A 19,312-nucleotide genomic window follows, 5' to 3' on the forward strand; every position below is an offset into this window, starting at 1 on the left:
TGGTCAAACAGGTGGTGCCATGGGTCAGGACATCGCAATCGGCACAGAGTCACGCAGCGCCTCCTCCTCCGACGGACAGTCTCTGCTTGGGGCCCATGCGGAGCGGCTCTCAACCCTGGTGACAGCCCAAAGGGCCACCGTTGACAAGGAAACCGGCCTAGCTCTGTTTCGCGACATGACCCTCGGCCGTCGCTTCGAGGACAAGTGCGCGGAGATGTACTACCGCGGCAAGATGTTTGGCTTCGTGCACCTCTACAACGGTCAGGAGGCTGTGAGCACTGGTGTGATCGGTGCCATGAAGCGACAACACGACTGGTTCTGCAGCACCTATCGCGATCACGTTCATGCCCTGAGTGCCGGCGTTCCCGCCCGAGAGGTGATGAGCGAACTGTTCGGCAAGGAAACCGGTTGCAGCAAAGGACGCGGTGGCTCGATGCACCTGTTCTCCAGAGAACACCACCTGCTGGGCGGTTTTGCCTTCATCGGCGAAGGCATTCCAGTGGCCCTCGGCGCGGCATTCACCAGCCGCTACAAGCGCGATGCCCTTGGTGACCCCAGCAGCAATTCAGTGACAGCTGCCTTCTTCGGAGATGGCACCTGCAACAACGGGCAGTTCTTTGAGTGCCTGAACATGGCGCAGCTCTGGAAGCTGCCGATCATTTTTGTGGTCGAAAACAACAAATGGGCCATCGGCATGGCTCACGACCGTGCCACCAGCGATCCAGAGATCTGGCGTAAGGCCGGTGCTTTCGGCATGGCCGGAGAAGAGGTCGACGGCATGGACGTTTTGGCCGTTCGAGCCGCCGCCCAGAGGGCCGTTGAACGGGCCAGGGCTGGTGAAGGACCAACAGTGTTGGAGTGCCTGACCTACCGATTCCGAGGCCATTCACTGGCTGACCCTGATGAACTGCGTGCCGAAGAAGAAAAACAGTTCTGGGCCAAACGCGATCCACTCAAAGCGCTTGAACGCGACCTCGTCAGCTCAGGCCTGACCAGCAGCCAGGACCTGCGGGCGATCGAGAAGGAAATCGATGGCATCGTGCAGGACTGTGTCGACTTCGCCCTCAGTGCACCCGAGCCTGATGGATCTGAGCTGACGAGGTACATCTGGGCTGAAGACTGACATCAAGCTGATCAAAGCCCATGCAAACGGGCCTGATCAGCTGCCGCCCTGAAAACCAGGGCGTGCCGCTTCACCAAGGGCGTCATGGCGTCGTATCCACCGCCAATCACAGTGGCCACAGGAATCTTGCGGCGCAGACAGGCATCCAACACCAGATGATCCCTTTGCAGCAGGCCAACATCCGTTAAGGCCAGTCTTCCCAGACGATCATCGCGATGGGGATCAACACCGGCGTTGTAAAGCACGATCTGCGGATTCAACCGATCCAGCAGATCAGGCAGATGGTCGCCAATCAAGGCGAGGTACTCCCGATCCTCCACCCCATCGCTGATCGGCAGGTCGAGATCGCTGCTCTGCTTACGCGCAGGAAAATTAGACGCAGCATGGGCTGAAAAGGTGAACACCCGTGGCTCGTGTTGAAAGATCAGCGCAGTGGCATCGCCCTGGTGCACATCGAGATCCACAACCATGATCTGCGTGAGGCCTTCCTGCTCCAGCAACGTGCGCGCACAGATCGCCAGATCATTGAAGATGCAGAACCCACTGCCGTAAGCAGGAAAGGCGTGGTGCGTCCCACCCGCGAGGTGGCAGGCCAGGCCATGCTTCAAAGCCAGTTGGGCTGTCAGCAACGAACCGCCAACGGCAAGAAACGTGCGCTGCACTAAAGGGGTGGTAACAGGGAGTCCGATACGCCGCTGTGCCTGACGATCCAGCCGGTCCCTGGCAAACGCTTCGTGATAGTCACGGTCATGAACCAGTTCCAGCAAACGACGAGGAACTGGAAGTGGTCGATGCATCTGAACATCACTGGCCAGCCCTGTCTCCCTGAGACAACTGTCGAGCTGTCGAAACTTCGCCATCGGGAACCGATGACTACTGGGTAGCGGGGCGCTGTAAACCTCGTGATAAACGAGTGGTGGTTTCAACGATTCAAAGGGCTACTCACCTCTGAACAATCAGAAGCTGGGTGCAACGCGGCGAGTCAAGTTACGCAGTTTGCGCAATGCCTTGAGCTCCACCTGACGAACACGCTCTCGTGAGACCTCAAGCAGACGACCGATTTCGGCAAGTGTGTGCCGCTCATGGCCGTTCAAACCGAAACGCAGCGTGAGAACGTGCTGCTCCTGATCACTGAGATGACTCATCCAGCGTCCGAGCTGTTCGTGATGAATCCGCTGCTCCACCTTGTCAAGCGGCTCTCCCAATGAAGCATCAGCAATGAGATCGCCCAGGAAGCTGCGACCTTCCTCCCCATTCACGGGTGCATCAAGGCTGCTGGTTGTGAGCGACTGCCTCAACAGAGAATCGAGCTCTGCAACCGGCATATCCATCGCCTCGGCAATCTCGAGTCGACTAGGCATCGCACCGAGCTTGTGGGCGAGATCAAGGCTCACCTTGCGAATCGTGGTGAGTCGCTCACTCAGATGCACTGGCAAGCGGATGGTGCGCGACTGACAAGCAATGGCGCGCGTCATGCTCTGGCGAATCCACCAGAAGGCATAAGTCGAAAATTTGTAACCACGGGTGGGGTCAAACTTCTCAACAGCACGCTCAAGGCCGAGGGAACCCTCCTGAATCAGATCGAGGAGTTCAAGACCTTTTCCCTGATATTTCTTGGCAACACTGACAACCAAACGCAGATTGGCTTTCATCATGCGCTGCTTAGCACGCAGGCCCACACGGATCATGCGCTTCTGCTTGTTTGAAAACGTCTCACTGTCAGATGAAATCGTTCCATCCTCTGTGAGTTGCATCAGTTGCTGCACCTGATTGCCCAGCTCAATCTCCTCAGCTGGAGTCAGCAATGGAATCCTGCCAATCGTGGCGAGGTACCAACTGATCGGATCGCTACTTCGTCGTTTTTGGGTTTCTGAAACCCCTGCTGCCGCGGAGACCATGGGGAAGAATATTTTCGTTGAGTGACTTTCCTATGAATTTCACGATCAGCGATGTGTTTTCAGCAACCCTTCAGATTCGTGCGTGGAAAACGACACAAAACCCGGCGAATCGTGTAAAAAATGCAAAAAAACAGCCTCAATTGCAGGTCAAGTCAAGATCGCAACATGAAACGCGTGAGACTCGCTAATTGATCTGAAATAGCCATTGCACCACTGCTTTGATCGCATCGCTGAGCTGCAACGGCGTGCATCAAGGCAGATGCGGCAAGGTCTTCGAAACTGAGGTTTCCCTTGGCTGCCAGACAGCGGGCACCCCAGCCAGTGGCGTGACCAGCCAGAAGATCACCCAGGCCGGTACGAGCCACCTGAGGATCAGTGTCTGTCAGCTGCCTCAAGTCGCCGCCAGGAGAAGCAATCACGCTGTGAGCACCCTTCAGCAGCACCACGGCCCCCGAGCAATCCGCGGCTGCCGCGGCCTTCTGCAGCGGAGAGTCCTGCAGGCATTCAGGGAACAAGCGCTCAAATTCACTGCCGTGGGGCGTGATCCAGGTCGGTCCGGAGCGTTTCAACAACCAGCGCCAACCACCCTCAGCGGCGGCTAGCTGATTGAGGCCATCAGCATCAATCACCAGCAGGCCGGCGAACTCCAACAGGGGCTCCGCCCATCGCTGCCAGCACCCCTGCACCATTCCAAGACCCGGCCCGAGCAAGACGGCATCCAGGCGAGCCAGATCACGCGGCGCTAAAGCCTCTCCCCACTCCAGCGATCCTTGGTGATCGGACGAGAGACCCGCCCTCAGAACCACCTCAGGCGCCTGCTGCCAGAGATGCTCTGCGACGCTTTCGGGAACACAGGCCTCAACACTGCCGGCACCAGAGGCCAGGGCGCCACGCAGCGCCAGGTGGGCTGCACCTCGATAGCGCTCACTGCCGGCAATGAGCAACAAACGCCCCCGCTGATATTTCATCGCCGCCGGCAATTCTGGTGGACGCGGAAGTCCAGCAAGATCATCAGCCCGCAGGCGCAGCTTCGCCGGTGATGACAGCGACTCAGTGAGACGCACAGGCACAGCCGGATCAATGCGGTGCAGGTGGCCCACATGCTCTAAAGCCGCGTCCTGAATGAGTCCACGCTTGATCAATCCCACGCAGAGAGTGTGCGCAGCAATCGCGGCGCCGCCTTGCATGGGGCAGCCGGAATCGGAGTCCAGGCCAGCGGGAAGATCCAGGCTCACCAAACGACCTGGCGCCTCACACTGTCTGCGTTGGAGCAGATCAGCCAGATCGCCAGGCAATGGCCGTTTCTGACCCAGACCAAAGAGTGCCTCGATCCAGAGCCCCTGTTCAGCAGGGTCAGGAGACGACTGCAAGGGAGCAGCGCCAAGCCAAAGCAAATGGCGCCAATGTTCCTGAGTGAGGGGCTGACGGAGAGGTAAGGGCGCCCAAGCCCTCACATCCACATTCGCCTCCAGCAACTTGCGAGCCACCACCAGCCCGTCTCCGCCGTTGTGGCCTGGTCCCACCAGCACCAGCACGCCGGAATCCAGCAATGGCCGACGCGCCAAAAACCAGTCAGCCATGCGCTGGCCCACCGTTTCCATCAGAGCCGCAACCGGCAGACCGCTGGCCAGCCAATCCCGTTCCAGAGTGAGCATCTGATCAGCGGAGACCAAGAGATGGTCGGCATCAGCGGGTGGCCAGATCACTACCGGGGCCCATGGCACCTCACTATGGAAAGAGAATCCCGTTGATGCCCGCCCATCCATGTCGGCAACGACGCCCAGCATTGCCGCCACGTCAGCCGGTGCCCAGGCCTTGGAGCGTCTGCAGACCTGGCCAGGTGAGCACCGCGTGGCGGTGGGGCTATCTGGTGGAGTGGACAGCTCTCTCACCGCTGCCTTGATGGTGGAGGCAGGCTGGGAGGTTGAAGGGCTCACGCTCTGGCTGATGAGCGGCAAAGGCGCCTGTTGCGCCGAAGGCCTTGTGGATGCGGCAGGAATCTGCGAGCAACTTGGCGTCCCCCATCACATCGTCGATTCGCGCGACAACTTCGCGCGCGAAATTGTGGAAGGATTGATCGAGGGCTATCAGGCTGGAATCACACCCCTGCCCTGTTCGCGCTGTAACCGGTCGGTGAAATTCGGCCCGATGCTCGACTGGGCACGGCAGGAACGGGGACTCGAACGGGTTGCCACCGGCCATTACGCGCGCATACGCCTGGATGAGTCCACCGGACGCTGGAAACTTTTAAGGGGTCTGGACACCCGCAAGGATCAGAGCTACTTCCTCTACGACCTCAACCAGGATGTGCTCTCCCGGGTGGTGTTTCCACTGGGCGAACTCACCAAACCCGATACCCGACTGGAAGCGGGACGCCATGGACTGCGCACTGCTGAGAAGCCAGAGAGTCAGGACCTCTGCCTTGCGGATCATCACGGCTCCATGCGTGCGTTCCTCGACGCCTATCTGCCACCGCGACAGGGAGAAATCGTGCTTCAGGACGGCACGATTGTGGGTCATCACGATGGCATCGAGCACTTCACCATTGGCCAGCGCAAGGGCCTGGGTGTGGCATGGAGCGAACCTCTGCATGTCTTGCGCCTGGATGCGGCGATGAATCGTGTGGTGGTCGCACCCCGAGCTGAGGCAGGTCGAGCCTGTTGTGAGGTGGGAGCCATTAACTGGGTCTCGATCGCACCGCCGGCTGCAGGCTTCAGCCGCAGAGTGGAAGTGCAGGTTCGTTACCGCAGCGGCCCGGTGATGGCCGATCTCACCTGCATCGAGGCCACAGATGCCGACATCGATGGACAACGTCCCCATCGTTGCCGACTGAGATTCGAGGAGCCTCAGTTCTCGATCACTCCTGGCCAGGCGGCGGTGTTCTACGAAGGCGAGTCCGTACTGGGAGGGGGCCTGATCCAGACCTCGTCTTAAGCAGAGCACCGAACGCGACCAGGACCATCAGCCAGAGCGGCCACTCCCGCCAGACCGCATACAGGGTCATGCTTTGCACTGATTCCACCCGAACCGGCAGCAGCCCCGGGAGCATGGCGGGCAGTTTTGCCTTAACCAGTCCGCGATCGGCAATCAGAGCCGTGGGGCCTGTATTGGCAACCGAAACAAGTGGCCGGGCGGTCTCCAGGCTGCGCAGTTGCGCCAGTGCCAGGAACTGCCGCTGCAGGAGGAGTGGATAAGGGTCGAGATTGGCCGCTGCCAGGATCCATTGCGCGCCATTCGCCACCGCCTCGGCCAGAGCGGTTCCATTGCTGATCTCGTAACAGATGGCCACCGCCGCGGGTGGGCCGCCCCAGCGCCAGAGCCTGGAGGGCTCACCGGACTGCAGGCCTCCAACTGCCGACAAGCCGGTAAGACCGGGCAAGGAGGGAGCCCATTCCCCCAGCGGCACCAGGCGATGCTTATCGATGCTGCTGGACGGCGCTGTTGTGTCTGATGTCATCAGCAGGAGCGAGCTGCGCTGCTGGCCCGCCACGAAACGGAAGCCACCACTGATCAGGGGAATCCCGCCACCCTGTTCCAGCCCAAACTTCACGGGGAGCGTGCCCTCAGGAGCGAGCAGCAGTTGGGCCCCGTCTCGGTCGGCGCTCTCCATGGCCTCACGCAATCGCCAGGGCAGCTCTGTCTGTCGACGACCGCTGAACTTCTCACGGGTGGGAATCGCCGTTTGCCACAGGGCCATCGGCAACACCTCGTCGTCCTCCGTGCCCTGAGCAACTCCCGTAATGGCCACGGCACCAAGACCATGGGCAACTACCAGGCCAAGAACACCCCAGAGCAGAAGCCGCCAGCGCTGCTCTGCTTCAACGCGAACCCCGCACAACAACTGCCAGAGCCACCAGCCCAGCAGCAGCTGAACAACGGCCAGCCCTCCGGCACCGAACCAACCGGCCAGACCTGCAAGCCAGCGATCAGCTGGGAGAACGCTGCCGCCAATACCAATCCAAAAGAGCGGCCCCCTGGCGAGAAGCGTCTCGCTCAGGCCCCAGACCAGCGACAGAACCAAGGCCTGCAGCAAGCCGCCGCGACCAGGCAGCCAGCGCGCCAACAGACTCCATCCCGCCACAAGCAGTGCTGCAGAAAGGACACAGGCCAACCAGACCAGCAGGGCAAGGGGGAGACTCAGGGGTGCCGGCACTCCCAGCCAAGTCAACGGATGCAAGGCAATCAACCAGCGATGGCTGATGGCAATCGCCACTGCAGCCCAGAGCGCCGCAGCCAGAGGTGATCGAACGACCGACCACAGCAACGCCAGGGCAGGAACCATCCACCATGGGCCTGAAAAACACAGGCCGAGTCCTGCCAGAACTCCTCCGCTCAGACCCCTGAGGAAGGATAGGGATCGGTCATTGCCCATGGTCAGCACCATTGGATGCCGTCATCCTGAATTCAGACTGACTGCGATTCTCGATGGAGACCGCCAACCCTCTTCAGCAACTGCTGCTCCGAGGTCTCGGAACCACCACCCTGGTGGCTGACCGTCTCCGTTACGTGACCCAGGAATGGGTGAGCAGTGGACGCCTCGATGCAACTCATGCCTCCGCACTTGTGGATGACGTGCTCAAGGCTCTGCGCGGTGAAACACCGGAACTGGAGCAGCAGATGGGGCGCAACCTCGAACGCAACCGTGACAACTTGCTCCAGGATCTCGGTCTCGCCAGCCAGAAGGAGCTCGATGAATTGCGAGGTCGTATCGACCGACTCGAGCAACAGCTGCGCCAACGCGATCGACAGGAGTGAGCCTGCCAGAATCAGCAGGAACGAACGGACCTCCAGTGCGCGACATTCTGATCAGTTCTGCTGTCTGCGTGGCCTGCCTGATCGTGGCTCTCGTGAGTCAGATCGTGGCTCCTTCCACAGTGATCGCCGCAGCTCCGGCAGCGCAACCTGCCATCGTTCAGACCGCTGGTCTGAACAGCGCATCCAGTCCGATGGAACTGGATCCCGATGAGACCAATCCAACTCTTTTCGCCATGGCCCCCGACTCCAACCACGCCGACGCCTCGGCACTCGGAGGCCCCATGAGCGCCGATAAAACCCAGATCCTGGCCAGCGGCCTGCGCATCACCGACATCGAAATCGGTAGCGGCCCTGAAGCCGTTGCCGGTCAGACCGTTGTGGTGCATTACCGAGGAACGCTGGAGAACGGCAAACAATTTGATGCCAGCTATGACCGCGGTAAGCCCTTCACGTTCCCCCTGGGACGCGGCCAGGTGATCAAAGGTTGGGATGAAGGTGTCCAGGGCATGAAAGTGGGCGGCAAGCGCAAGCTGGTGATCCCACCTGAGCTTGGTTACGGCACCCGCGGAGCCGGCGGCGTCATTCCTCCGAACGCAACGCTGATTTTTGATGTCGAGCTGCTCGACATCAAGTCTTGAGCGCCATTTAGGCTGAGCAGACGGCAGTTGACCATCAACCCACATGTTCCGCTCGGCACTCTCAGCCATCTTTCGCGCACTACCTGCTGAAGCAGCACAAGCCCACTGCGATGGTCCTTGTGGGGTCTACGACCCTGCTTCAGCACGGGTTGCAGCGGAAGCTGTTCTCTCAATGACCAAGAAGCTCAAGGCCATCGAAGCGCCTGCCGCAGGCGACGCGACAGCTCTCGCGCACTACAACAACACGTTTTCGCGCTACGTGGCGATTAAGGAAGAGGAAGCAACCAAGGCCAAAAAAGAGCTGATGATCCTCTGGACGGACTACTTCAAGCCCGATCACCTCGCCACGTTCCCCGACCTGCACGACACCTTCTGGAAAGCAGCAAAACTCTGCAGCGCCTGCAAGGTCAACATCGATCAAGGCAAGGCAGAGGAGCTGATGGCAGCCGTTGAAAAAATCCATGGCATGTTCTGGCAGTCCAAAGGCCGCAACGACGCCTGGGTCACCGCATCCTGAGTGCATCACCAACTGGGTGAACCACTGTGAACATTTCACTTCCAGCAGCGGGTCTAAAAGATCTGCTGCTGTTTTTTTTGGGGCGACGCAGGCTGTTCCAGGTGGAAGGAGACTCGATGCTCCCCGCTCTTCAACCCAAGCAACGGCTGCTGGTGAAGCTGCGGCCCCATGACGGCAGGTCGCCATCACCTGGAACGGTGGTGGTCTGCCATCACCCAAGCGACCTCAATCTGGTGATCACGAAGCGCGTCTGGCAGTCGAACGATGGCTGGCTGGAGCTCAGAGGCGATAACCCAACTGCCAGCACAGACAGCCGCCAATTTGGGCAGGTGTCCTTGGAGCAAGTGATCGGTGAAGTGACTGCTGTGATCCCACCGACAGATCGGTCCAGCGACGGGACCTGACTCAGCCGGACATCAACGTGCGCAGACCCTTCTCCACATCTTGCTGACGCATCAAGGCTTCACCCACCAACACCGCAGTAGCACCTGCGGCCTGAACGCGATCGAGATCAGCACGAGCGAAAAGACCCGACTCACTCACCAGCAGCGCGCCCTGGGCTTTCAGTTCGTCTGCAAACTGTTCAGCCAGTTGCTCTGTGGTGGAGAGGTCGGTCTCAAAACTGGTGAGATCCCTGTTGTTGACTCCAATCAATGGGAAACCGCCAAGAGCCAGAACCCGCTGCAGTTCTTGCGCGTCGTGCACTTCCACCAGAACCGTGAGTCCGATCGCCGCGGCCACTTTGCGAAGATAAGACAGATCCTGATCCGAAAGAATTCCGGCAATTAACAGTGCTGCATCAGCACCGGCCGCACGTGCCTGATAAAGCTGATGTGGACTGAGAATGAAGTCTTTGCAGAGCAAAGGCACATCAACGGCCTCACGCACGGCGACCAGCACATCGAAACCACCCTGGAAAAAGGTCTTGTCCGTCAACACGGACAGGCAGCTGGCACCACCGGCCACGTAAGAACGTGCGATCGCAACGGGATCGAAATCCTCACGAATCACCCCTTTACTGGGACTGGCCTTTTTAACCTCAGCGATCACAGCCGGCAGAACAGGTGCCGATCGCAACGTGGCCAGAAAATCTCTTGACTTGGGGAGTTCAGCAACACGTGCTTTCAGCTGCGCCAAGGGCAAGCGCTGACGCGCGACTTCAATTTCCTTGTCTTTCTCCCAGACGATCTTTTCGAGGATGTTGCGGGGCTCACTCTCCTCATGAGGGATGGCATATTCGAGATGAGCCACCTGAACCTTGGGATTGGGTGGACGGCGACGAAACTCCATAGCGGCAATCGTGGGAGGTGATCAGGCAGCGGCGGTGAGAGAAGCGGCAGCCTGCTTGTAGGCCGCTTCAACCACTTCGCTGAGGGTCGGATGAGTATGCACTTCGGTGGCCAGCTGACGCACACTCTGACGACGGGCCACTGCATTGGAGACCTCCTGAATCAGGTCAGCGGCATGCAGTCCATAGATGTGGGCACCAAGCACCTCACCAGTGACCTTGTTGAAGAGCAATTTCATCAGGCCATCACTCTCCAGTTCAGCCAGAGCCTTGGAATTGGCCTTGAAATAGCTGCGAACCACGCCGAGCTCGAAACCCTGATCAGCAGACTGCTGCTTGGCATCGGCTTCGCTCAGCCCCACTGAGCTGATTTCAGGATGCGTAAACGTGGCTGCCGGAATACTACGGTAGTCGATCTCACGGGTGTGACCGAGGATATTATCGACAGCCACCGTGCCCTGAGCAGCAGCGGTATGGGCCAGCATCAGCTTGCCGGTCACATCGCCGACAGCCCAGAGGTGGGATACGGGCTGATCGCCAGAGAGGACTCGCATGCCGTCGTCGATGGGCACAAATCCGCGGTTGGTTTCAACACCCAAGGCCTCAAGGTTGAGCCCTTTGCTGCTGGGCACCCTGCCCGTAGCCACCAGCACCGCATCAACCTCCAGAGTCTCAACGGGTTCACGGGTCTGCATATCAACCAGTTCGATTACTGCGGGGGAACCAGGCTTGATCGACTTGGCCAGAACGCCTGAACGGGCATCGATGTCACGACCGTCGATCAGCTTGCGCGCAGCAAGCTTGGCGATATCTGGATCGAAGGTGGGCATCACCCGATCCAGGGCCTCAATCATGGTCACCTCACATCCGAGCGCGGTGTAAACATCGGCGAATTCCAGACCGATGTATCCACTACCGATGATGGCGATCCAGCGTGGAAGCCATTCCAGGTTCACGGCCTCATCACTGGTAAACACAGTGCGTCCATCCGTCTCGATACCAGGCGGAACAAAGGGATCAGACCCGGTGGCAAGGATCACATCACGAGCCGAGAGAACCCTGTCGACACCGCTGATTTCACGGACTCCCACCCTCTGTGGAGCATCCAGGCGTCCCTGACCACGGATGATCGTGACACCAGCCCTCTCAAGCGTCTTGGTGAGGTTGCTGCGGACCGTTGCCACCAGTTCATTGGCGTGATCAGCGATCTTTTGGCGCTCAAAGCGAACGGGTGCCGCATGGATACCAAAGCTGGAGAGATGCTTGGCATCGGCAAGCTCTCGCACCCGGCCGGAGGCTGCCAACAGGGCTTTAGACGGAACACAGCCGCGATTCACGCAGGTCCCGCCCATATCGCGAGACTCGATGATCGCCACCTTCAGTCCGTGATCAGCGGCATGTTTGGCCGCATCGAAACCGCCATAACCGGCACCGATCACGATCACATCGAAGTCGAAACTGGCGTCGCTCACCCGGACAGCTGCATGGAGGCCGTCATTGTCGCCCGTCGGCGTTCCAAAAGGAGAGGAACGGCTGCTGAGGCGACATTTAGAGACTCAACCTGACTGCTGTGGGGAAGCGTGACCCCATGGCTGCAGCAGGCCTGCAGGGCTGGATGAAGACCTGCTGCCTCATTACCGAGAACCAATACGGTGGGACGGCACCAGTCCAGCTGCCAGTAAGGGATCACCGGTATCCCAGCTCCTGAGTCAGGCACCAGCGCCGCCACCACCTGAAGACCACGATCACGGGCTGCGCTGAGCTTGTCGGTCAACTGCTCGACACCAACCGCATCTGTGGGACCCAAGCGCCTGAGTGGTAGTCGCAGCACTGCTCCAACGGCTGAGCGCACCACTTTCGGAGCCAGGGGATCAGCACCTGCAGCAAGCCAGACCTCCTCAACATCGGCAGCCAGTGCGGTGCGCAGCAAGGTGCCGACGTTGCCGGGATCCTGCACACGATCAAGGGCCAACACAAACGATGGGGCGTCAGCAGACTCCGGCAGCTGGTCGATCGGCCAGAGACAGGCCACCCCATCGGGGTTGACCGTGGAGAGAGCTACTCTGAGGGCTCCATCAGCCATCGGCTGCAGATTGATGTCAGCCGCCGAGAGATCGATCAGATCCGCATGAGAGTCAAGCCAGGCTGGCGTCGCCATCACCTTGATCGGCATGGTCGGCCGACGCGGCAAAGAAAGTAGCTCTTGCAGTTGATGCGTGCCTTCGAGCAGAAGATGTCCGTCCTGCTGACGCCCTGAGGACGTCGCCAGAGAGCGAAGACGCCGAACAAGAGGATTGCGACGGCTGGTGATCAGATCGACGCCTGAACCCGGAAGCTGATTCACCTCAGAAGCTGGCGTGCTTCCGCACCTTCAACCCATCGTGAAGACTGAGTTCGCTTCCCTCGAGATCAACGCCGTTGACGGAGGCAATCTCACCCTTAATCCCCTCAGCTGAGAGGTTCTCCACCAGCTTCTTGATGACCTGATCTTCAACGGCGGCCTGATCGACCTTGTCAGGAGTCAGCGCTTCCAGAAACTTGCCAACTTTGGACGCCACAACCTCTGATGAGTTGGAGATCTTCAGAACAATCATGGGCGGTGGTTGAAGCCTTCTGAGAACAAGATAGTTCGGATGGGGAAGGTTGAACTCTTGCCGCAGTGCGGCTGTCAGCGCAGTGATCTGAGCTTTCAGGCAGCACCTGAGCTCAATCCGAGAAGAGGGGTCAATTGCGGGTGATCCCGTAAGTGCAGAGTCTCAGGTTCAGAGGCCTCCTTGAAGCAGTGCGATCAAACGCCTTCGAGGCTGAGTTTGGGTCCGAAAACGATGCGGGCTGAGATTCAACGCGTCCCATTCAGCCCTCATGCATGGAGTCAACCAGCGACACTGAAGTCACTCAAGGACATCCTTGATGATCAATCAGTGACAGAAAAGGTGCTGTCAAAATTAAGGCCGAACTCAAGAAATGACGGCGGTCTCATCGAGAGTTCGATTCAATCAATGCGGATGGGGAGACTTGAACTCCCACGACATTGCTGCCACTAGTACCTGAAACTAGCGCGTCTACCAATTCCGCCACATCCGCTGGCGTGTGTCGCTAGGCGACCCGTGAAACATACGACATCGGCACTCAGCCATTGCTTCGAACGTCAAGACAGTTTGGGGGCCGGCCGTCTAGACGGTCTCAGACATAGCCGTCAAGATAAGAATTCGGCAGGAAATAACAGGGATGACAGCCGCGGCGCCCGCGTCTCAAGACATTCTCAAGCCCCATCTTGAGATACAAGGCGGCAACAGACTGCAAGGCGAGCTCCGTGTGAGCGGCGCCAAGAATTCCGCCCTGGTGCTGATGACAGCTGCCCTGCTGACGGAAGACACGCTGACCCTCAGCAACGTGCCTCCTCTGACCGACATCGATGGCATGGAGAGCATCCTGGTTTCGATGGGAGTGAAGGTCCGGCGCAGCAGTGAAACCATCCATCTTCAGGCTTCCGACCTCACCAGCGCAGAACCTCCCTACGAACTCGTTAACGGGCTCAGAGCCAGCTTCTTCGCAATCGGTTCAATTCTCGCTCGCATGGGCCACGCCAAGGTTCCTCTACCTGGTGGCTGTCGCATTGGTGCACGCCCTGTGGTGGAGCACATCCGCGGACTGAAAGCACTTGGGGCCGTGGTGACTGTTGAACATGGCGTGGTTTCGGCCACGGTTCCTGGCGATCGCAAACGTCTGAAAGGGGCCTCGATAGTTCTCGACTGCCCGAGCGTCGGCGCCACGGAAACGATCCTGATGGCTGCAAGCCTGGCAAAAGGCACCAGCGTGATTGAGAACGCAGCGCAGGAGCCTGAGGTTCAGGACCTCGCCAACCTGCTAAATGCCATGGGAGCTCGCATCAGCGGAGCCGGCGGTCCATCCATCACCGTTGAAGGTGTGGAGCGGCTGCACGGTTGCGACTACACGGTGATTCCCGACAGGATCGAAGCAGGCACCTTCCTGCTGGCTGCCGCAATCACGCGCTCAACTATGCGCATTGCCCCAGTTGTTCCTGATCACCTCAACTCCGTGCTTCAGAAATTGCGCGACTGTGGTTGCGTTCTGGAGTTCGATGGCGATGGCATCGTCATTACCCCGGGCACCATCAAAGGCATTGACATCACCACCCAGCCTTTCCCAGGTTTCCCAACCGATCTGCAGGCACCATTCATGGCCTTGCTGGCGACAGCCCAAGGCACCAGCGTGATCACTGAAAAGATCTACGAAAACCGCATGCAGCATGTGGGGGAGCTGCAGCGAATGGGTGCAGCCATCCGTGTTCAAGGCAACGCCGCTGTCGTCGAAGGTGTTCCCTCCCTCAGTGGAGCTCCTGTGAATGGAACCGATCTGCGCGCCTCAGCCGCCATGGTGCTTGCAGGCCTTGTGGCCAAGGGCAGAACGCAAGTGAGTGGCCTGAACCACCTCGACCGGGGCTACGCCGGCATTGAAGCGAAACTCACGGCCAGCGGGGCGAAGTTGGAACGTCACTGTTCCTAAGACGCTGCTCTTAAATCCATAGCCTAAAGTTAAAGCGTGGGAGCGTGGCGGAATTGGTAGACGCAGCGCACTCAAAATGCGCCGCCTTCGGGTTTGTCGGTTCAAGTCCGACCGCTCCTATTGATCCTCAAGGTCTCCGGCAGGATTGATCTGATCACTGCTAACGCGGCAGGACTCTGCGAGAGAATGCGTGAGTCATTGATGTCCTCCGGGCAACAACCCTGAACGATCCATGGTGGAGCCAGCGCCAGTGCCCCCTTCCGATGCGGTGATGGGCACCTACAACCGCTTCGCCCTCTCCCTCCAGCGCGGCAAGGGTTGTTGGGTCTGGGATGACAAAAGCCGTCGCCACCTCGATGCCGTTGCCGGCATTGCCACCTGCACTCTGGGGCACAGCAACAGAGCGATGCGCAAGGCTCTCACCGGGCAGCTACGCAAGCTGCAGCACGTTTCCAATCTCTACCGAATTCCAGAGCAGGAAGCGCTGGCCAAGTGGCTGGTGAATAACAGCTGCGCAGACAGTGTGTTTTTCTGCAATTCAGGGGCTGAGGCCAACGAAGCGGCGATCAAACTGGCCCGGAAACACGGTCATCTGCGCCGGGGCATTGAACGGCCGGTGATCATCACTGCTGCGGCCAGTTTCCATGGACGCACGCTGGCCGCGGTCAGCGCCACGGGACAACCCAGATACCACCAAGGTTTTGAGCCCATGGTGGAAGGCTTCGAATTCTTCCGGTACAACGATCTCGCGGATTTCGAACAGCTGGTCGAGCGCCTGGAACAGAACGGTCCACGCGTGGCCGCGGTGCTGATCGAGCCTCTTCAGGGCGAAGGAGGCGTGAATCCCGGTGATCCCGAGGTGATGCAGGCGATCCGTGAGCACTGCGATCAACGCAACATCCTGCTGATCTTCGATGAAGTGCAGGTGGGGATGGGACGAACCGGCACGCTCTGGGGTTATGAGCAGCTCGGTGTTCGTCCCGATGCCCTCACCCTGGCCAAAGGCCTAGGAGGCGGACATGCCGTCGGCGCGCTGATGGTGCGCCACAACGCTGATCTTTTTGAACCGGGCGACCACGCCAGCACCTTCGGCGGTAACCCTTTCGCTTGCCAGGCCTGTCTGACGGTGGCCAGCGAAATCGAAAGGCGCAATCTGCTGCGCAATGTGCGCGAGCGGGGCGCCCAGCTGCGTGAGGGACTCAACAGGCTGGTGGACCATTTCCCCAATTATTTGGAGGGATCGCGTGGTTGGGGACTGCTTCAGGGCCTGGTCTTCAAGGAAGACTGCGGGATCACTGCGGTGGAGGTGGTGAAAGCAGCTCTGGAGGAACAGTTGCTGGTGGTGCCCGCCGGTGCTCAGGTGGTGCGCATGGTGCCCGCTCTGGTGATCAATGCCCGAGAGATCCAGGTCCTCCTCACACGCCTGGAACGCGCCCTGAACCGTGTGAGCTGAGTGACGCCACAGGGAAATCCCCCCCATGAACTGAGTGATCTGCTGCCGTGCTTTGACGTGCGTGGCATGGACCTGTCGCTGGACAGGATGACGATCGCTCTGGAGCATCTACACCAACCGGCTCGGTCGATTCCTGCCGTTCAGGTCGTCGGCACCAACGGCAAGGGGTCCATCGCCTGCCTCATCCACTACGGATTGATGGCGGCCGGTTTGTGCTCAGGCCTCACCACATCGCCCCATCTGGTGAGTTGGTGTGAACGCATCCGCGTCAACAACCAGTTGATCTCGATCACGGCCTTGCGACAGACGCTCGAGCAGTTGCAACCACTAACCGAACAATGCCGCCTCACTCCATTCGAGCAACTGATCTGCAGCGCGCTTATTCACTTCGAAGCCCAGAGGCCCGACTGGCTCGTTCTGGAAGCAGGAATGGGAGGCCGACTGGATGCCACCACAGCCCACAGTTGGCGGCCTCTGATCGCTGTGGCGTCGATCGGCATGGACCATCGCGAGCATCTGGGCCCCAGCCTTCAGGCCATTGCAGCAGAGAAAGCCGCGGCCATTGCTGAGGGTGCCCACGTGATCAGTGCAACCCAAGAACCCGAGGTCTCTGCGGTGCTCGAGCAACGAGTCCACGAGGTGCAAGGCACCCTGCAGTGGGTCGATGCACTGGATGAAAGCTGGAACCTGGGTCTTTCAGGGGCCTTGCAGAAACGCAATGGGGCCGTTGCTGCAGCTGCACTGCAGTGGATGAGCACTCGCAATGAGGTGATCTCAAGCCGAGCCATTCGTGAAGGCTTTGCAGCGGCACGCTGGCCCGGGCGCTTGCAGTGGATGCGCTGGAGGGGCTTGAGGCTGCGGGTGGACGGAGCCCACAATCCACCCGCAGCCATTGAGCTGGCACGAGAACGCTGCGGTTGGTCATCCGCTGGCAGCCGGCAGATCTGGATCCTGGCGATCCAGGCGCAGAAACAGGCACCGGAGATGCTTGAACAGCTGCTCGGCCCTCTTGATGAGGCCTGGATTGTGCCGGTGCCTGGGCATCGCAGCTGGAGCTTGGGGCAACTGACGCCAGCGCTGCCGCTGCAAGCCCATCAACTGAAGTCAGCTGAGACTGCTCTGGATGCACTCAATCAGCTGCTTGATCAGGGCTGGCCCGCATCCGCCCCGGTGATCGCCGGATCTCTCTATCTGATCGGCCAATTAATGGAAAATGGCACATTGGAGGCAGAGTGAAAGTCAAGCCACTCGCTGGAACCATGAAATCACTGCTGAAGGTGCTTGCTGCACTAACCCTGGTGATGACCTGGCTGACGCCGCTGACTGTTCTTGCCCTCGATACCTCTGCTGGGGTGGGACTTCAGGACAGGGCGCTGTTTCAAGACCGGGTGGACTACACACTCACCAATCAGAGCGATGCTGACTTTCACGACCAGCAATTAACCAACACCTCCTTCGCAGGCGCCGTGGGACGCGGCGCTGATTTCAGCGGCGCCAACCTGCATGGGGCGATCTTCACGCAGGGAGCTTTTTCAGAGGCTAATTTTAATGGAGCCGATCTCAGCGATTCGCTGATGGACCGGGCCGACTTCACCCGAACGGATCTGCGCGATGCTCTACTGATCGGTGTGATAGCTGCCGGCAGCAGTTTTGCAGGAGCCGATGTGGAGGGCGCTGACTTCAGCGACGCTCTGCTGGACCGGGATGATCAGCGCCGGCTCTGCCAGGTTGCTGAAGGCGTCAATTCCAGCACGGGTGTCTCCACCCGCGACAGCCTCAACTGCTGAACCCCCCAAGTTTTCCCGGATTGAGCAGTCCGGCGGGGTCGTAACGGTGCTTGGTGGCCACCTGATCCCCATCCACCACCCCGAGGCCACCACCTTCCACGGTGAGCACATGCGGATTGAAGATCAGTGCGCCGAGATCTCGACACTCCTGCATCAATTGCTCGAGTGCTTCAACGCCGCGCCAGCGCACCAGTGGAAGTGATGCGAGCCGCTGAACGCCCTGCTGCCTGACAGCCTCCAGATGCCAGAGCAGATCATCACCCCAGACCTGCTTGAGTGTGCTCAAACAGTCCATCTCCGGTTGGGGCAGCAGCATCTGCAGGTAGGTCCAGTCAGGATCGCGCTGGCGCAGATGCAGCGTCGTGTGATTCCAGCTCAGCTCCCGCAGACCATTGCCTTGGCGGTCGGACTCCGCCCCGAGATGGGTCAGAACAGCCCCCATATCTGCCGACAGCCGCTGAACCGTGCTCACCGCATCGGGAGCCACCAGCAGCAACAGGCGATCAGAACTGCGCTGAGGCAGATCCCACTTCGGCAGCAACTCAACCACCGCTGCCTCCAGAACGGTGCAGAGATGCAGGTCAATCGCTGCTGAACTGCAACGTCTTGCCAGCTCCACTGCCGTCGCCCAGTCCGGACAATCCACAACCACTTCCTGCCAATCAACACGCAGTGCTGTGGCCAGCCGCAGTGCCGTGATGATGCCATTGGTGCCATAGGCATGGTTCAACGCCTCGGCATCGCTGGCCTCGAGCTGAAGGACCCGCGGCTCCTGCTCCATGGTCACCACTTCCAGTCCGAGCAGGTGCCCCGGATCGCGAAGAAAGCCCCAGCGCACGGAGCCGATTCCACCGGAACCACCGGCAATGAATCCACCGATCGTTGCGCTGCGCCAGGTGCTTGGCATCAGACGCAACTGCCGGCCAAAACCGGCCAGCTCCCGATTGAGATCTTTCAGCAGGCATCCGCACTCAACCTCGGCAACGCCGCTGACCTGATCAATGGAGCGCACGGCCCTCAGCTGGGTCATCACCATCACCACCCCAGATTCCAGCGGCACGGACTGGCCGTAATTGCCCGTGCCTGATCCACGCAGGGTCAGAGGCACGGCATGACGCCGGCAGGCTGCCGCCACGCGAACAACCGCCTCCACGCTGTCCGGCCTCACCACAAGCTCTGCACGGCAGTGAGCCAACCGCTGCGACAGCACCGGCGAGTAGTCGTAGGCATCACGAGACAACCGTTCCAGTTCCTCCGGCTGCGATAACAACCTGAGGCCAGGGACTGCTGCCAGCTCAGTTCGCAGGGCATCAGGAAGCATTGGTC

The 19,312-nt window shown here is 59.7% G+C and carries 19 protein-coding genes and 2 tRNA genes; 11 read left to right on the forward strand and 10 right to left on the reverse strand.

The annotated features are described in order from the left end of the window. Positions 1-19 precede the first annotated feature (19 nt). Positions 20-1,123: a pyruvate dehydrogenase (acetyl-transferring) E1 component subunit alpha gene (pdhA, locus tag SIB42_RS13210; protein WP_067094249.1), complete on the forward strand. Its 1,104-nt coding sequence runs from the start codon at positions 20-22 to the stop codon at positions 1,121-1,123. A gap of 11 nt (positions 1,124-1,134) precedes the next feature. On the opposite strand, the gene SIB42_RS13215 is transcribed toward pdhA, so the two are convergent. The 3 genes from SIB42_RS13215 to SIB42_RS13225 form a co-directional block, all read right to left on the reverse strand. Further along, positions 1,135-2,049, reverse strand: a complete 915-nt coding sequence (locus SIB42_RS13215; protein ID WP_067094246.1) for a histone deacetylase — start codon at positions 2,047-2,049, stop codon at positions 1,135-1,137. A gap of 30 nt (positions 2,050-2,079) precedes the next feature. Further along, on the reverse strand, positions 2,080-3,021 hold the full coding sequence (locus SIB42_RS13220; RefSeq protein ID WP_067094243.1) for an RpoD/SigA family RNA polymerase sigma factor: 942 nt from the start codon (positions 3,019-3,021) through the stop codon (positions 2,080-2,082). A 152-nt stretch (positions 3,022-3,173) separates the two neighbouring features. After that, on the reverse strand, positions 3,174-4,808 hold the full coding sequence (locus SIB42_RS13225) for an NAD(P)H-hydrate dehydratase (RefSeq protein ID WP_369818429.1): 1,635 nt from the start codon (positions 4,806-4,808) through the stop codon (positions 3,174-3,176). Here SIB42_RS13225 and mnmA point away from each other — a divergent pair. Then, positions 4,786-5,955: a tRNA 2-thiouridine(34) synthase MnmA gene (gene mnmA, locus SIB42_RS13230; RefSeq protein WP_067094240.1), complete on the forward strand. Its 1,170-nt coding sequence runs from the start codon at positions 4,786-4,788 to the stop codon at positions 5,953-5,955. The two genes, SIB42_RS13225 and mnmA, sit on opposite strands and share 23 nt — an antisense overlap. On the opposite strand, the gene SIB42_RS13235 is transcribed toward mnmA, so the two are convergent. Beyond that, positions 5,879-7,393 (reverse strand): apolipoprotein N-acyltransferase, encoded by a 1,515-nt coding sequence (locus SIB42_RS13235; protein WP_067094516.1) that lies wholly within the window; start codon positions 7,391-7,393, stop codon positions 5,879-5,881. The two genes, mnmA and SIB42_RS13235, sit on opposite strands and share 77 nt — an antisense overlap. A 53-nt stretch (positions 7,394-7,446) precedes the next feature. Here SIB42_RS13235 and SIB42_RS13240 point away from each other — a divergent pair, with 53 nt between their 5' ends. Genes SIB42_RS13240 through sodX form a run of 4 tightly spaced genes read left to right on the forward strand, consistent with a single transcriptional unit; the run spans position 7,447 to position 9,335 of the window. Then, positions 7,447-7,776, forward strand: coding sequence for a phasin family protein (locus SIB42_RS13240; protein WP_066906872.1), 330 nt, complete (start codon positions 7,447-7,449; stop codon positions 7,774-7,776). 35 nt (positions 7,777-7,811) lie between these two features. Next, complete coding sequence (locus SIB42_RS13245; RefSeq protein WP_067094510.1) at positions 7,812-8,414, forward strand: FKBP-type peptidyl-prolyl cis-trans isomerase; 603 nt, start codon at positions 7,812-7,814, stop codon at positions 8,412-8,414. A 43-nt stretch (positions 8,415-8,457) separates the two neighbouring features. Beyond that, a complete protein-coding gene (sodN, locus tag SIB42_RS13250) occupies positions 8,458-8,931 on the forward strand; it encodes a superoxide dismutase, Ni (RefSeq protein WP_067094237.1) in 474 nt (157 codons plus the stop codon). Positions 8,932-8,957: 26 nt separating this feature from the next. Then, entirely contained in the window at positions 8,958-9,335 is a 378-nt protein-coding gene (gene sodX / locus SIB42_RS13255; RefSeq protein ID WP_231856386.1) for a nickel-type superoxide dismutase maturation protease, read from the forward strand. Between the two features lies 1 nt (position 9,336). Here the strand turns inward: sodX and trpC are convergent, their stop codons facing one another. From trpC to SIB42_RS13280, 5 genes are all read right to left on the reverse strand, one after another. Next, complete coding sequence (gene trpC, locus SIB42_RS13260) at positions 9,337-10,221, reverse strand: indole-3-glycerol phosphate synthase TrpC (protein WP_067094234.1); 885 nt, start codon at positions 10,219-10,221, stop codon at positions 9,337-9,339. 21 nt (positions 10,222-10,242) lie between these two features. After that, the gene (lpdA, locus tag SIB42_RS13265) at positions 10,243-11,691 is read right to left on the reverse strand and encodes a dihydrolipoyl dehydrogenase (RefSeq protein WP_067094230.1); all 1,449 of its coding nucleotides are present in this window, start codon (positions 11,689-11,691) and stop codon (positions 10,243-10,245) included. Then, positions 11,688-12,563, reverse strand: coding sequence for a TrmH family RNA methyltransferase (locus SIB42_RS13270; protein WP_231856385.1), 876 nt, complete (start codon positions 12,561-12,563; stop codon positions 11,688-11,690). Before SIB42_RS13270 ends, lpdA begins: the two co-directional genes overlap by 4 nt. A gap of 1 nt (position 12,564) precedes the next feature. Beyond that, entirely contained in the window at positions 12,565-12,813 is a 249-nt protein-coding gene (locus SIB42_RS13275; protein ID WP_067094226.1) for a hypothetical protein, read from the reverse strand. Positions 12,814-13,219: 406 nt separating this feature from the next. Beyond that, positions 13,220-13,303: transfer RNA gene (locus SIB42_RS13280), tRNA-Leu, on the reverse strand. Between the two features lie 144 nt (positions 13,304-13,447). On the opposite strand from SIB42_RS13280, the gene murA reads away from it, so the two are divergent. From murA to SIB42_RS13305, 5 genes are all read left to right on the forward strand, one after another. Beyond that, on the forward strand, positions 13,448-14,746 hold the full coding sequence (gene murA / locus SIB42_RS13285; RefSeq protein WP_067094223.1) for a UDP-N-acetylglucosamine 1-carboxyvinyltransferase: 1,299 nt from the start codon (positions 13,448-13,450) through the stop codon (positions 14,744-14,746). A 38-nt stretch (positions 14,747-14,784) separates the two neighbouring features. Continuing rightward, positions 14,785-14,866: transfer RNA gene (locus SIB42_RS13290), tRNA-Leu, on the forward strand. A 112-nt stretch (positions 14,867-14,978) separates the two neighbouring features. Beyond that, positions 14,979-16,199: an aspartate aminotransferase family protein gene (locus tag SIB42_RS13295; protein ID WP_067094220.1), complete on the forward strand. Its 1,221-nt coding sequence runs from the start codon at positions 14,979-14,981 to the stop codon at positions 16,197-16,199. Positions 16,200-16,265: 66 nt separating this feature from the next. After that, positions 16,266-17,435: a bifunctional folylpolyglutamate synthase/dihydrofolate synthase gene (locus tag SIB42_RS13300; RefSeq protein WP_082825027.1), complete on the forward strand. Its 1,170-nt coding sequence runs from the start codon at positions 16,266-16,268 to the stop codon at positions 17,433-17,435. Between the two features lie 23 nt (positions 17,436-17,458). Then, positions 17,459-17,986: a pentapeptide repeat-containing protein gene (locus SIB42_RS13305; protein WP_067094502.1), complete on the forward strand. Its 528-nt coding sequence runs from the start codon at positions 17,459-17,461 to the stop codon at positions 17,984-17,986. On the opposite strand, the gene SIB42_RS13310 is transcribed toward SIB42_RS13305, so the two are convergent. Further along, positions 17,976-19,307 carry an FAD-binding oxidoreductase gene (locus tag SIB42_RS13310; protein ID WP_067094215.1) on the reverse strand — a complete coding sequence of 444 codons (1,332 nt, stop codon included), beginning with the start codon at positions 19,305-19,307 and terminating at the stop codon, positions 17,976-17,978. The two genes, SIB42_RS13305 and SIB42_RS13310, sit on opposite strands and share 11 nt — an antisense overlap. Positions 19,308-19,312 lie beyond the last annotated feature (5 nt).

Source organism: Synechococcus sp. MIT S9508 (genome assembly GCF_047303045.1).
Taxonomy (GTDB): domain Bacteria; phylum Cyanobacteriota; class Cyanobacteriia; order PCC-6307; family Cyanobiaceae; genus Synechococcus_C.

What these genes read in the sequence shown, in the direction of transcription:
- mnmA (WP_067094240.1), top strand. Translation starts at nt 4,786, where the DNA reads ATGTCGGCAACGACGCCCAGCATTGCCGCCACGTCAGCCGGTGCCCAG.
- SIB42_RS13240 (WP_066906872.1), top strand. Translation starts at nt 7,447, where the DNA reads ATGGAGACCGCCAACCCTCTTCAGCAACTGCTGCTCCGAGGTCTCGGA.
- SIB42_RS13220 (WP_067094243.1), bottom strand. Translation starts at nt 3,021, where the DNA reads ATGGTCTCCGCGGCAGCAGGGGTTTCAGAAACCCAAAAACGACGAAGT.
- SIB42_RS13310 (WP_067094215.1), bottom strand. Translation starts at nt 19,307, where the DNA reads ATGCTTCCTGATGCCCTGCGAACTGAGCTGGCAGCAGTCCCTGGCCTC.
- SIB42_RS13305 (WP_067094502.1), top strand. Translation starts at nt 17,459, where the DNA reads ATGAAATCACTGCTGAAGGTGCTTGCTGCACTAACCCTGGTGATGACC.
- SIB42_RS13295 (WP_067094220.1), top strand. Translation starts at nt 14,979, where the DNA reads ATGGTGGAGCCAGCGCCAGTGCCCCCTTCCGATGCGGTGATGGGCACC.
- SIB42_RS13235 (WP_067094516.1), bottom strand. Translation starts at nt 7,393, where the DNA reads ATGGGCAATGACCGATCCCTATCCTTCCTCAGGGGTCTGAGCGGAGGA.
- SIB42_RS13225 (WP_369818429.1), bottom strand. Translation starts at nt 4,808, where the DNA reads ATGCTGGGCGTCGTTGCCGACATGGATGGGCGGGCATCAACGGGATTC.
- trpC (WP_067094234.1), bottom strand. Translation starts at nt 10,221, where the DNA reads ATGGAGTTTCGTCGCCGTCCACCCAATCCCAAGGTTCAGGTGGCTCAT.
- SIB42_RS13275 (WP_067094226.1), bottom strand. Translation starts at nt 12,813, where the DNA reads ATGATTGTTCTGAAGATCTCCAACTCATCAGAGGTTGTGGCGTCCAAA.
- murA (WP_067094223.1), top strand. Translation starts at nt 13,448, where the DNA reads ATGACAGCCGCGGCGCCCGCGTCTCAAGACATTCTCAAGCCCCATCTT.
- SIB42_RS13300 (WP_082825027.1), top strand. Translation starts at nt 16,266, where the DNA reads ATGGACCTGTCGCTGGACAGGATGACGATCGCTCTGGAGCATCTACAC.
- sodN (WP_067094237.1), top strand. Translation starts at nt 8,458, where the DNA reads ATGTTCCGCTCGGCACTCTCAGCCATCTTTCGCGCACTACCTGCTGAA.
- pdhA (WP_067094249.1), top strand. Translation starts at nt 20, where the DNA reads ATGGGTCAGGACATCGCAATCGGCACAGAGTCACGCAGCGCCTCCTCC.